14 protein-coding genes and 1 tRNA gene are annotated in these 12,156 nt (G+C 55.5%); 9 read left to right on the forward strand and 6 right to left on the reverse strand.

All coding sequences use genetic code 11. The features are described 5' to 3' along the window. The first annotated feature begins 66 nt into the window (after window positions 1–66). Window positions 67–675 carry a hypothetical protein gene (locus tag ACRBB0_RS24815; RefSeq protein WP_431377166.1) on the forward strand — a complete coding sequence of 203 codons (609 nt, stop codon included), beginning with the start codon at window positions 67–69 and terminating at the stop codon, window positions 673–675. Here the strand turns inward: ACRBB0_RS24815 and ACRBB0_RS24820 are convergent. Then, window positions 669–983, reverse strand: a complete 315-nt coding sequence (locus ACRBB0_RS24820) for a hypothetical protein (RefSeq protein ID WP_093995765.1) — start codon at window positions 981–983, stop codon at window positions 669–671. The two genes, ACRBB0_RS24815 and ACRBB0_RS24820, sit on opposite strands and share 7 nt — an antisense overlap. Window positions 984–1,052: 69 nt before the next feature. Here ACRBB0_RS24820 and ACRBB0_RS24825 point away from each other — a divergent pair, with 69 nt between their 5' ends. Continuing rightward, the gene (locus tag ACRBB0_RS24825) at window positions 1,053–1,214 is read left to right on the forward strand and encodes an Arc family DNA-binding protein (RefSeq protein ID WP_431377167.1); all 162 of its coding nucleotides are present in this window, start codon (window positions 1,053–1,055) and stop codon (window positions 1,212–1,214) included. Between the two features lie 240 nt (window positions 1,215–1,454). Then, window positions 1,455–2,531 (forward strand): tyrosine-type recombinase/integrase, encoded by a 1,077-nt coding sequence (locus ACRBB0_RS24830; protein WP_431377168.1) that lies wholly within the window; start codon window positions 1,455–1,457, stop codon window positions 2,529–2,531. Between the two features lie 62 nt (window positions 2,532–2,593). On the opposite strand, the gene ACRBB0_RS24835 is transcribed toward ACRBB0_RS24830, so the two are convergent. Further along, a tRNA-Cys gene (locus ACRBB0_RS24835) sits at window positions 2,594–2,667 on the reverse strand. Window positions 2,668–2,851: 184 nt separating this feature from the next. Here ACRBB0_RS24835 and ACRBB0_RS24840 point away from each other — a divergent pair. The 3 genes from ACRBB0_RS24840 to ACRBB0_RS24850 all read left to right on the forward strand — a co-directional run bounded on the left by ACRBB0_RS24840 (window position 2,852) and on the right by ACRBB0_RS24850 (window position 6,330). Continuing rightward, window positions 2,852–3,505: a protein-L-isoaspartate O-methyltransferase family protein gene (locus ACRBB0_RS24840; RefSeq protein WP_431377169.1), complete on the forward strand. Its 654-nt coding sequence runs from the start codon at window positions 2,852–2,854 to the stop codon at window positions 3,503–3,505. Window positions 3,506–3,528: 23 nt separating this feature from the next. After that, a complete protein-coding gene (locus ACRBB0_RS24845) occupies window positions 3,529–4,956 on the forward strand; it encodes a TolC family outer membrane protein (protein WP_431377170.1) in 1,428 nt (475 codons plus the stop codon). Between the two features lie 72 nt (window positions 4,957–5,028). Continuing rightward, entirely contained in the window at window positions 5,029–6,330 is a 1,302-nt protein-coding gene (locus ACRBB0_RS24850) for a hypothetical protein (protein WP_431377171.1), read from the forward strand. 132 nt (window positions 6,331–6,462) lie between these two features. Here the strand turns inward: ACRBB0_RS24850 and ACRBB0_RS24855 are convergent, their stop codons facing one another. Beyond that, entirely contained in the window at window positions 6,463–6,783 is a 321-nt protein-coding gene (locus ACRBB0_RS24855; RefSeq protein WP_299924242.1) for a DUF6280 family protein, read from the reverse strand. Window positions 6,784–6,999: 216 nt separating this feature from the next. Here ACRBB0_RS24855 and efp point away from each other — a divergent pair, with 216 nt between their 5' ends. Both efp and ACRBB0_RS24865 read left to right on the forward strand, forming a co-directional pair. Next, a complete protein-coding gene (efp, locus tag ACRBB0_RS24860) occupies window positions 7,000–7,563 on the forward strand; it encodes an elongation factor P (protein WP_431377172.1) in 564 nt (187 codons plus the stop codon). A 90-nt stretch (window positions 7,564–7,653) separates the two neighbouring features. Further along, window positions 7,654–8,112: a GNAT family N-acetyltransferase gene (locus ACRBB0_RS24865; RefSeq protein ID WP_431377173.1), complete on the forward strand. Its 459-nt coding sequence runs from the start codon at window positions 7,654–7,656 to the stop codon at window positions 8,110–8,112. A 10-nt stretch (window positions 8,113–8,122) separates the two neighbouring features. On the opposite strand, the gene ACRBB0_RS24870 is transcribed toward ACRBB0_RS24865, so the two are convergent. Then, on the reverse strand, window positions 8,123–8,860 hold the full coding sequence (locus tag ACRBB0_RS24870) for a YgfZ/GcvT domain-containing protein (protein WP_431377174.1): 738 nt from the start codon (window positions 8,858–8,860) through the stop codon (window positions 8,123–8,125). A 61-nt stretch (window positions 8,861–8,921) separates the two neighbouring features. On the opposite strand from ACRBB0_RS24870, the gene ACRBB0_RS24875 reads away from it, so the two are divergent. Further along, window positions 8,922–9,599, forward strand: a complete 678-nt coding sequence (locus tag ACRBB0_RS24875) for a TIGR04283 family arsenosugar biosynthesis glycosyltransferase (RefSeq protein ID WP_431377175.1) — start codon at window positions 8,922–8,924, stop codon at window positions 9,597–9,599. 12 nt (window positions 9,600–9,611) lie between these two features. On the opposite strand, the gene ACRBB0_RS24880 is transcribed toward ACRBB0_RS24875, so the two are convergent. Continuing rightward, a complete protein-coding gene (locus ACRBB0_RS24880) occupies window positions 9,612–11,366 on the reverse strand; it encodes an ABC transporter ATP-binding protein (protein ID WP_431377176.1) in 1,755 nt (584 codons plus the stop codon). Continuing rightward, window positions 11,363–12,073: a fused DSP-PTPase phosphatase/NAD kinase-like protein gene (locus ACRBB0_RS24885; protein WP_431377177.1), complete on the reverse strand. Its 711-nt coding sequence runs from the start codon at window positions 12,071–12,073 to the stop codon at window positions 11,363–11,365. The genes ACRBB0_RS24880 and ACRBB0_RS24885 overlap by 4 nt, the downstream gene beginning before the upstream one ends. Window positions 12,074–12,156: the final 83 nt, after the last annotated feature.

Here is a 12,156-nt window from a genome sequence, read left to right on the forward strand (position 1 = left end):
CTCGAGAAGTGTTTGGCAAAAGCGAGCCAAATTTGTCGGCTCAGGTAAGCTCACGGAGGTTATTGGATGCGTAGATTAGTTTGGAAATGTGGCCTCGGGGTGTCGGTTGCGGCTCTCCTTTCCATTGCGTCGCCGCAGCCAGCCAAAGCCTATCAGGTCGATTGTGCCATTCTGCTTTGCCTTGCTGGTGGGTGGCCAGCTTCAGCAGAATGTGCTCATGCACGGGCTGTGTTTATCAGGCGGATTACGCCTTGGCCGATCGAGCCACCTTTGCAGATTTGGCGTTGTCCAATGGGGGTATCCGTGAATACACCACTGCAAGACCGCGGAAATCCAGCGCGGATTATTTTGGCGCAGCTGTCCGAGAGCGGTGGCGCAGACATCGACATCAGCGGGTTTGAATTTGATTTTGTGCGTTCCATCCGCGTCTGGGATGTGCGCCATTACAGTCACCGAGAGCGAGGCCGTGACGATGATTGCTCAGAACGCTACAGCATGAATCTAGGCACCTACGGCACGCAGGGCGGTTTCAGCTGGCAAAGAACAACGCCTGCCTCAGCCCCCACATGGGTCATCCCCTCGCGCAGATGCTCATCTTCTAACACGCGGCGCGGTGTTGGTGTGGAGTGGGAAGATCACGAGGGCAACCATGGGTATGAGTGGGTCGCCTACTGATCGTCGGTCCCGATATCTTTCATGCGATCAGAAATATCACCTGCTATCCGCTCATAAAGTGCGGCTTGTTTGTCTCGTGCAGATCCTGGCTTGGGTTTTCTTCGGCGAATTCTCTTTGCAAGCCACAACAGCAAGCGCGCCGCAGGGTCTTGTGTCGTGTCGGCGGCATCAGTTGGGTACTTTTCCTCAAGCACGACCACAATTTCCTGCGAAAGGCTGCGCCTGTTGAGGGATGCATGGGTCTCTAACCGCTTTTTTAGGGCGGCGGGGAGCAAAAGCTTAAACTGAATCAGGTTCTCATTCTTCATAACAGCACTATGGACAATATTTGTCCCTAATGATATGGACAATTTATGTCCCTAGTTTGAGGTGCTGAAATGAAAACAACCCAGTTCAAATTGAATTTGCCAGCTGACGTTAAGCTTTGGCTCGAAGAAGAAGCGGTTCGCAACCTTCGTTCTCAGGGCTCGCAAGTTGTGTCTTGCTTGCGGGCTGCGATGTCGCGACAGGCGACAGTGCATGACGGGGCGGAAGAGTGATGCAGGATCAGTTGCAGCTCATCCCGACGCCCCAATTGGCCTTGATGTTTGGCTATAGTGAGCCAACGAATTCATTTTATGATTTTTGTCGCCGCAGCGGTATATCGCCGGTTCCAGGCCGTCGGGGGTGGTATGATCCAAAACTTGTACGCGCACGATTAGACGCAGTTCAAGGGATCGATGTTTCCAGATCCGAGGATAAAACGGTACTGAGCCTTGTTGCTCAGCGAAGAGCACGCCGTGCCCAGAAGTAGCCTTCCCAAGGGCGTTCATCGTGTCCGGCGCAGGGTTATGGCCGGTACCCGCTATCATTTCTATGCATGGCGAGGTGGCCCTAAGTTTTGGGAAGGAACCGATCCAGACCCGAAGGAGCCGGAATTTTTCTATGCATTCACGGAATGTGGCAAACCGGTAAGCCCTTCTGAATATTTGACGACGCTACTAATTGACGATTTTCTATCCAGTGCATCCTTGCCCAAGGCTGAGCGTTCAAAGGCTGATATCCGCAAATGGCTGGAGTTGTTCCGCGAGGAGTTCGGCGCAGATCCTGTCGTGATGTTCGAAGAGCGTGCTTCAAGGGGTGAGGTCAATAATTGGCGCAAGAAGTGGCTTCATTCGCCCAAGCAGCATGATATGGCGGGCACCCATGCGACACGCGTTCTGAATTGGGCGGTAGAAGAGGGGAAGCTGAAAGAGCATCACTGCCACAAGCTCAAGAAGCTCTACCAATCGAACCGCACAGAAATCATCTGGACGAGCGGCGATATCGCACAGTTCAACAAACATGCGCCCAAGTGGGTCCAGAGGATCCTGACCGCCGGATGCGAAACCGGCTTGCGAGCGGCCGATCTGGTTCAGGTCAAAATGGACCAGTTCGAAGATACGCCGCACGGCAAGCGCCTTCGTTTCAGGACCAGTAAGCGCGGCCAGATCGCATATATCCCTGCCACATGGGCGCTTGAGAAATTGATCGCAGAGACGCCAGTAGGCCAAGAGGTGTTGCTGGTGTCAGAGCTTGGTAGGCCCTTGACGGCCCGGTGGGCATCGAACCAGATCACCAAGTGGCGGCGCGAAGCTCAGATCCCCCCTTGGATCGACGGCAGGGAGAAGACTCTGTCTGATACGCGCGGGACGGCGGCGACACGATTGCTGAATGCGGATCTTTCTTTGCGCCAGATCGCGGTGCTAATGGGGTGGTCGGTTCGCTACGCAGCGCAGGTAATCGAGCATTATGCGCAGGTCAGCCCGGACGAAAGCGATGCGGTCCTGCGCAAGCTCAATCGAGCAAAATCACTGTCTCAAGACACAAAAATGTAAACGCCCCTGTAAACGCGGGGCCCCAAACACGGCAAGGAGTGATGTAAGTGATTGTTTTTAAATGGAGGCGAGTACCGGAATCGAACCGGTGTACACGGATTTGCAATCCGCTGCGTAACCACTCCGCCAACTCGCCAGAGTGGGGGCCTGACTAAGTTCTTGGCGTTGTCGCGTCAAGCGAATATCTTAGGAAAATCGCGATATACCTAAAAAATGGTCACGCTGACGCATTGTGCGATATTGCACAGCCTCAGTCATTGCCGATGCTGCTGAGATGTGGCAATACATATGATAAGCATCTGAACGAAAGAGTTTAGTTCATGACAGATTTTGCCACCCGCCGCCGCATGATGGTTGATACTCAGGTCCGCCCTTCGGACGTGACTGAATTTCCCATCATCGAATCTATGCTCACCGTGCCGCGTGAAGCGTTTGTTCCGCCTGAACAGGTTGAAGCCGCCTATGCTGGCGATCATGTTGATCTTTGGCCGGGCCGCCAGCTTTTGGATGCGCGGCTTTTTGCCAAAATGCTCGAAGTTTTGGACCTCGGGAATGACGATCTCGTGCTCGATATCGGGGCAGGGATGGGATACTCGTCCGCGGTTATTGCGCGCATCGCCGAAGCGGTGGTCGCGGTCGAGGATGACGAGACCCAAGTCTCTGAAGCGCAATCGCTTTTGACTGAAAACCACTCAGATAATGTTATCTTGCATACCGGTGCTCTTGCGGCCGGTGCCCCTGAACATGGGCCTTATGATGTGATCATTGTCGAGGGCGGAATCGAAACGCTTCCAGTGGCGATTTCGGACCAACTCAAAGAAGGTGGACGGATCGTATGCATTTTTGTTGAGAATGCGCTTGGAACCGTTAAGCTTGGCCATAAACGCGATGGTCAAATCGTTTGGCGCCACGCCTTCAACGGATTGGCCAACATACTGCAAGACTTTAAAAAAGAAACGGAATTCGCGCTCTAGAGCAGGAGCGAAAGCGGGGCAGAATGACTTTTGGGTTTCGACGGTTCTTTGTGAACAGTGCTGCGGTAGTAGCGCTTTCGGTTTCGTCTGCCGCACCTGTTTGGGCGGAAAGCCTGGCGGATGCGCTGGTTGGGGCTTACAAACATAGCGGATTGATAGAACAAAACCGTGCCGTTCTGCGTGCTGCGGACGAAGATGTGGCGCAGGCCATTTCGGCGTTGCGCCCGGTTTTGTCTTGGGCTGGTAACATCCAACGGGAGTTCGCGAACCGCCGCTCCTTTGTCGGTTCGGCAAATGCATTTGTCACCTCAGGTGGTGCGACAAACACCACAAGCATGAGCGTGGTTGCTGAAATCACCCTGTACGCGGGGGGCGCAAATCGCCTCAAAATCGCCGCGGCCAAAGAAGCCGTGCTTGCGACAAGATCCAGCCTTGTTTCCGTTGAACAGCAAGTTTTGCTGCGTGCTGTAAATGCCTTTATGGAAGTTGAGCGCGCCGTTGAGATCGTGGATTTGCGCCGGAATGGTGTACGTGTTCTGAAGCAAGAAGTTCGTGCTGCCAAAGATCGGTTCGAAGTTGGTGAAGTCACCAGAACGGATGTGGCCTTGGCGGAAGCCCGGCTCGCACAAGAAGCTTCGGCATTGGCGGCAGCAAGCGGGCAACTTGTTCTGGCGCAAGAAGAATATCGCGCTGCAGTTGGACGCAGGCCGGGGAATTTGATTCGCCCCAAACATGATCCTAAACTGCCATCCACGGTTGAGAGCGCCAAGGCCAGTGCCGTGCGCAGCCACCCGGACATGATCGCAATCCAGCATCAGGTTGCCGCGAATGAAGTTGCGATTAAAATTGCAGAAGCGTCAATGAAACCGACCGTCTCCCTTCAGGGGCGCTATGGTGTTACCGAAGATTTTGACGACTCGTCCTTTACCCATGGTGGGTCGATTTCGCTCAACGCGGGTGGTGCGATTTATCAGGGCGGAAAACTCCGCTCGGTTGTTCGTCAGGCCCGAGCGAACCGGGATGCGTCACGTGGCAACCTTCATGTGGTGCGCCATGCTATTGCCCAAGGCGTTGGGAATGCGTTTGTGCAACGCTCCGTCGCACAGGCCAGCCGCCGATCCTTCGAATCCCAAGTCCGAGCGGCGAGAGTTGCCTTTAATGGGGTGCGTGAAGAGGCCACATTGGGCGCGCGTACCACGCTGGACGTTCTTGACGCCGAGCAGGAGCTCATTAATGCGCGTGCGAACCTGATTTCCGCGCAGGTCGATGAAACGATTGCCGCTTACACAATCCTTGCGTCTATGGGGCTGTTGACGTCGGATTCGCTGCATCTCAACGTTCCGAAATATGACCCGGCTGAGTATTACAAACTGGTCAAAGATGCGCCGTCGGCGATCAGCAAACAGGGCCGCGAATTGGACCGTGTCCTGCGTGCGATTGGAAAAGAGTAACTTTTTCAGCATCTGTTGTCTGAATCGGGCAGGGCGGGTACACTCTGGCCTGAGGCAAGAGTGGTACAAAGAATGACCGACCCTGTTACGAATGTAGAAATTGAGGATGTTCTATCCTCTATTCGTCGATTGGTTTCTGACGATGCGCGTGGTGCAAAACCCCCAGCGCCCCGTGTAGAACAGCCTGATAGGTTGGTTCTAACACCGGCCTTGCGGGTCACCGGCGAAGGACCTTCGACCGTTGAGGCCCCCGCGCCAGACGTCGGGGCGCGTGACGTGGCACCTGTTCCTGATCCGGTCGAATCGCAGGAAAAGGATGATGCCCCGATTCTGCTGACAGAGTTCGCGCCTTTGATTGATGAGGCCACACCAGTCAGTGACGATGTGGAAACTGCAGACGAATTGACTGAAATTGACGATAGCATTGTGTCTTTTCAGAACAGCGAAGAGGATCTCACAGAGGCGACATCGGATACAGCGGTTGATACTCGCGCCGATGCGTCTGTTGCTGTTGAAGAGGACACCTTGGAGCAGCGCGTTGTTGACCTGGCGCTTGTTGCAACGGATCAGGAGGCAGGCGTTTCCGAGATCGAAGAGACTGCTGAGGCGACCGGCGGTGACCATGCGGTTGAGGCATCTCTTGAGGATGTTCAACCTGATGAGAATGTCGACGATTTGACCTCGCAGTTGCTTAGCAGATTGGTTGAAGATGAGGTCGAACAAGCCCTGTCAGACCTTGATCTGGACGCTGAGCCAGAAGCTGCCGCCGCAGAGAACGCCACGCCAGATAACGCCACGCCAGAGAATGTTCCCTCTGAGAACGAAAGTTCAGAGAGCATCAATGCGGTTGTCCTTGACGAAAGCGACGCGGGCTCGACCACTGGTGATCTTCAGGATGTGTTGGCAGACATGGCGGAGCAAGATGCGCCGGTGACTGATCCGGCAACGCAGACACTCGACACAGAGGTCGGAGAAAGTCTGGAAAGCAAGATCGCAGCGCTTGAGGAATTGGTTGGGCGCAGCCACGCGGAAGACTGGGAGCCTGAGCAGTCCATGCCCGAGGCTCCGGTGTTCAAACGCTCGTCTGATGTTTTGGATTGGCAAGACCACTTGCCAGAAGAGCACGCCGCCGGAGATGTAGCCGATGCGGTGGATGGTGATCAACCTGAGCGGGAGCCAGACGAAACAAGTCCTGATGAAGGCGCGACTGCGGCCGGCACGGTCACATCAGACGAAGCGATGTTGCGGCGCATGGTGTCTGACATTGTTCGTCAAGAGCTTCAGGGCGCCTTGGGAGAGCGGATTACACGCAATGTTCGCAAGCTGGTTAGGCGCGAAATCCACCGGGTTTTGATGAGCCAGGATTTCGATTGACGAGACAGGCATAGGGCCTGTTCGACGCGTCGGCTTAATATCGGCTGTTTCTAATCAACAATTAGAATGACCATAAAACAACAAAAAACGCGCCCCGTCGGAGCGCGTTTTTTGTTTAGACTAGAAGCGCGTTTATGCGGCTTCAGCCTGCTGCGCCGCATTGCGACGTTCGCTCTCTTCGCGCGACAGCGCAACCGAGGTGCGGACACCTTTGGACACAAAATCCATCAAACCAGAAACAACACGTTCGTTCGGATCAATCCCAGCACAAGACAACACTTCGCGACCATCGCGCGAGCGTGCCCAACGGGCGATTTGTTCCGGACCATTGCCGTATTTCTTGTCGTCAGCGATTGCGTCGTCTAGGGCAGCAAGCACCACAGCTGCGAACAGCTTGCGAGCACGGTTTCCCTGCTCTGCATTAAACGCGGTGCCGTCAACGAAATCTCTCATATCTCGACCTATAATTATTGCTCTTGTCTTTTTCGGCGTGAGGGCGGTTATGACCTATTCAAACCGATTCGGATACCCCGCATGTGCATAGCACCCATTCCGTTAACGCATAGCTTAGATTGGGCGACTACGATATATCGTAGCCTTGCTTTGGGGCGACCTGCCAGATATAGGAAGCGGCAACTTTCCTTCAACCTTTTGTCAAGGTTTTGTTACATGCCAAAGATCAACGGAAACGAGATCCGTCCCGGAAATGTGCTTGAGCACAATGATGCCCTGTGGGCTGCCGTTAAGGTCGACCACGTCAAGCCAGGCAAGGGCGGTGCCTTTGCACAAGTCGAACTTCGCAACCTGCGCAATGGCTCCAAATTGAACGAACGCTTTCGCAGCGCCGACAAGGTCGAGAAAGTGCGCCTTGAGCAAAAGGACATGCAGTTCCTCTACGAGGATGATGGTCAGCTGATTTTCATGGACACTGAAACCTATGATCAGGTCCAAATCGCAGCCGCTATTCTGGGCGAACGTCGCCCGTTTCTTCAGGATGGCATGACCATCGTTGTTGAGTTCCACGAAGAAGAAGCGCTGAGCGCAACCGTGCCGCAAAAAGTCACCTGCGTGATCCAAGAGACCGAGCCAGTTGTCAAAGGACAAACGGCGGCCAATAGCTTCAAGCCGGCCGTGCTCGACAATGGCGTGCGCATCTCTGTGCCTCCCTTCGTGGGGCAGGGCGAAGCGATTGTCGTGAATACTGAAACCATGTCGTATTCTGAGCGCGCCTAACCACGGGGTCGCGCGCACATCCCCGAATTGCTGGGGGTTTGATTGTCAAAAACGAAAGGCCTCCGGCGCAAGCCAAGGAGGCCTTTTTTGATGCTTGTTGTTAATCCACCCTTGCAGGACGTGCTGCCGTTGTTCCGGGCGCTGCACAATTTCCACGTGTGCTTGTCTCCGCATATATATCACTCAGACGGCCCTGACGCGGAGTACCTGGCGCATTTGCAAACGCAGTGCGATCACGGCGCAACGATTTATGCGCAGGATGCTGGTTGGGGCTTGGTTGCCTATTTATTGGCGATCCCAGAAGATGCTGCGGGGGATGGTCTGCGTCGGGGCGGCAAGAGAATTAAAATTGATCACCTGTACATTGCCCCAACGCATCGCGGACGTGGGCTTGGCCATCACCTCGTGGCTGCGATGGAACGTGACATGTGCCAGCAAGGGATTAGGCGTTGGGTTGTGGCACAGGATGCGACCAACACACCCGCCACCGACTTTTATGTTCGGGTCGGAGCAGAGCCGAGCGCATTGTTCTTGGCCAAATATCTTTAGGTAACGTGGCCTAGTTTCTGTAGTTCAGCGTGGCTGCGCCTGCGGTCATCTGGCCTTGGGCGCGGTCGAAGCGCAAATAGGCGATGGCCCGGTTGCCCGATTGTGTAAACAATGTTCCGGCGGGTTTTTCGCCTGCGAAGACGGCTGTTCCCACTGGGGCTTTGCCCGAGAGATCAACAACCGCCAGTCCCTTGCGGAGCTCAGTTTTATGTTTCATCCGCGCGGTGACTTCTTGGCCAACATAGCAGCCCTTTTTGAAATCGACGCCGTTTAGCTTTTCGAAATTGGCCTCAAGGATGAAGGTGTCAGAGTTAAGTTCGACTCCGCTTGTGGGGACACAGGCGGCGACACGAAGCTCAGTCCAATCGACCTCTTGACCGGGGCGACCATCATAGGCGCGCCAGCCCAAAGAGGCATCGCGCGGATCGGCGAAGGCCCCATTCGGAGTGTTGCCAAGCCCGCAGGTCACGGTGATGTTGGTGTCTTCGATCACCACATCCGAGCGCAGCTTATACATGGTCAGGGCTTGCACCAATCCGGGTGCTAAATCCGCATGCAGGTCGAGCAAGATGTCATCGCCATCCGGTACCAAAAAGAAATCGGCCCGGTATTTGCCCTGCGGTGTCAAAAGCGCAGCGTAGACGATGCCGTGGCTCAGCTTTTCGACATCATTGGTGACCAACCCTTGCAAGAACTGGCGCACATCAGTGCCACTTAGGCGCAATACTTTGCGTGTCTCATCTGTCATGACCGTTTCCTTCTGTCCGCACTTGCCATATAGGCCGGGAAAACCACGGCGAACAGACCCTATGCGCGCACCGATTTCAGTTATCATCCCAACTTTGAACGCAGCAGAGCCATTGCCGCGCTGTTTGGCAGCATTGGGTGAGGGGCTTCAGGCGGGGTTGATCCGTGAGTTGGTGATCTCTGATGGTGGGTCCAATGATGCGACACTCAAGATTGCCGAAGCTGCCGGGGCGCAGGTTGTGCGCGGGCCTGCGTCACGCGGGGGGCAGTTGCGGCGCGGTGCTGAGGCCGCACAGGGGGAGTGGTTGTTGTTCTTACACGCCGACACTGTGCTTGAGGAGGGGTGGAGCGCCGCGTTTTCAAAGGCGTTGGGGAAGCCCGGCGGGTATTACTGTCAGCTGAAGTTTGATGTGCGAGGGGGGGCTCCTTGGGGCGTCGCCGCTTGGGCCAATATGCGCTCGCGCCGATTTGGTTTGCCTTATGGCGATCAAGGATTGTTGATCGCTCGCCCCACCTATGAGGCCGTTGGGGGCTATGAGGATATACCTCTGATGGAAGATGTCGCCATGGCCCGCGCCTTGCGGGGGCAGCTCGTGTGTCTGCCCGTCCACGCGGTTACCTCGGCCCAGAAGTACGAAAAACAGGGCTGGATCACGCGCGGTGGTCGCAATCTGTGGACGCTGGCGCGCTATCTGATGGGTGCGGACCCAGAGACATTGGCCCAGGACTACCGGCGTTAAGTCGTCCCGGTGTTAGCTGGATTTGTTGTCAAATTGCAGGCGACACAGATCCGAATAGGCCGCACCCTTGGCGATCAACACCTCATGTGTGCCTTCCTCAATCGCGCGGCCGTGGTCCATGACGACGATCTTGTCGGCGTTTCGCACAGTTGACAGCCGGTGGGCAATCACCAGCGTTGTCCGCCCTACGGCGAGCTTATCAAGAGCGGCTTGAACCTTGGCTTCGGATTGAACATCCAAGGCGCTGGTCGCTTCATCCAACAGCAAAATCGGAGTGTCTCGGAGCAAGGCGCGGGCAATCGCGACGCGCTGACGCTGACCACCCGACAAATTTGAGCCACGCGGGCCAACTGGCGTATCAAGCCCATGTTCCAGACGCGGCAAAAAGTCGGTTATAAACGCGGCCTCAAGCGCATCTTGCAACTGCTCTTCGGACACATCCCGGTCGAGCACGATGTTCTCGCGCAGCGTTTCATCAAACAGCATGGCGTCCTGGCTGACCACGGAAATAAGACCACGCAAATCCTTGGCCGTCATCTCGGATGGGGCGACACCACCGATGCGCAGCGTGCCCGAGCTGGGATCGACAAGGCGCGTCAGCAGGTTGAAAACCGTGGACTTCCCGGCACCCGAGGCCCCGACAAGCGCTGTGGTTTTGCCGGGCTCTGCCTCAAAGCTTAACCCACGCAAGATTTCCGCATCTCCGTAATTCAGGCGCAGGTCGTCCAGAACAATACCGGGCATGCCAGTCGGGGCTGGGACAGGGGCGGCGGGATCAGGAAGTTGCGAGGGGGTTTCAAGCAGCGCTTTGATCCGCTCAATCCCCGCCGCTGCCATTTGCCAAGCGCCACTCACGGCACCAAGGCGGCGCAGAGGTTCAAACATCATCCCAATCGCGGTGAAGAATGTCATAAACTCGCCCACGGTCTTTTCCCCAGCGAGGATCTCGCTGCCAGCCATGTACAAAATGCCAAAAAACCCAAGGCCGGACATCACGTCGATCAAGGTCGGCAACGAGGCCTGCCCCGCAGCGGCACGCACTTCGGTTTTGACCCGTTGAACCTGCAATTTGCGATAGCTTTTGTCTTGGTGATTTTCCAGCTGGTTCAATTTGACCGGTAAAATCCCGTGAAAAATCTCATTCAATCGGGTTGATTGGTCCGCTGCAATCACGCGGACTTTGCGCGAATTGCTGCGCACGAAGCGCTGTAACAGCGTGGCTGGGCCGATCAACAATGGCACACCAACCAAAGCGGCCAATGTCCAAACCCAATCCGTCCAAAACGCCACCGCGAGCAGCGCGACAAAGGTCACCGCATCCCGACCTGCGCCGGTCACCAAGGTTTTCCAAACTTTCGCAATGGCTCCGACATCGCCATCGACCCGCTGGATCAAGTGGCCGGGGCCATGGGCGCTGTGAAAATCCACATCCAGCTTCATCAGATGGGTTAACATGTCTTGCCGAATGTCGGCCATAGACCGTTGCGATGCGTTGGTCAGAATGACTTTATGCGCCAAACTGACCAAACCACGCGCAACAAAAATGCCAAGAACTGCCAAGCCGACCCAGATCAGTGCCTCTTGTTTGGCCCCTAAAAAGACGTCGTCAAAAAGCGGTCTCATCATGACGCTAAAGCTCGCGGTTAACCCGCCTTCGAGCATCATAAACATCAACGCAACCGCGAGATACCACACGTAGCGGCTCAGATAACCACGCCAGAGCCACTTAAACAGTACCCAAGACGACGCCTCTGACCCGTCCGTCATACGATCAGCTCTTTGGCAATCTCGATCTCGGCGCGGCGGGCTTCCCATGCGCGCTGGATCGGTTTGGCGTCATACTCTGTGCGTATCCAGTCCTCAAAACCGATTTCCCCAACCGTTTGGCGTGCTTCGAAGATCCGCAAAATGTAATCCTGCACACCCGTTTTGGTGAAATCCAGGTGGATATATTTCAGGCTGAGCTGCTTTTTGGCGGTTTCAATCGAAGCGCCCTCAAAAATCAGCAAATAGAGCGATGAGATGAAACCGGCGCGGTCCGCACCGGATTTGCAATGAAACATCAGCGGCTTTTGAGCGGCGCGCAAGGCGTCAATCACCGCAACAATGCGGCGGCGCGGGGCGGCTTCGCGTGCCCATAGCTTGGTGTTGACCAAAGTCAGACCCAACTCATCGCAGCTCTCTTTTTCGAACAGATAATAGGAATATTTATCTTCGCCGCGCAGATTGATCACGGTCTTAATCCCCATGGCGGCATATTTCTTAAACCGCGCATGGGTCGGTTGATTTGAGCGCCAAACATCGGGGGCCACGGGGTAGAAATTGGTCCAAAGCACCCGCAAAAAGGCATGGTCAAACACATGATAATGGAGCCGAGACCAGCGCCGGGCCGACGGTGTGGAAATGTCCATGCCAAAAGAACGGCGTAACCGGCGCTCAGCAGTGTCAAGTTTGGTCCAGAGTTTCGCCAGCATGCGATGTCCTTTAGGTTCAAGGGCGCGGTGTAAGGCTTGCGGGACCAACTGGCAAGCATGCGGGCTATTGACGGCACCATTCG

The organism is Pelagimonas sp., assembly GCF_050633425.1.
Lineage (GTDB): Bacteria > Pseudomonadota > Alphaproteobacteria > Rhodobacterales > Rhodobacteraceae > Pelagimonas.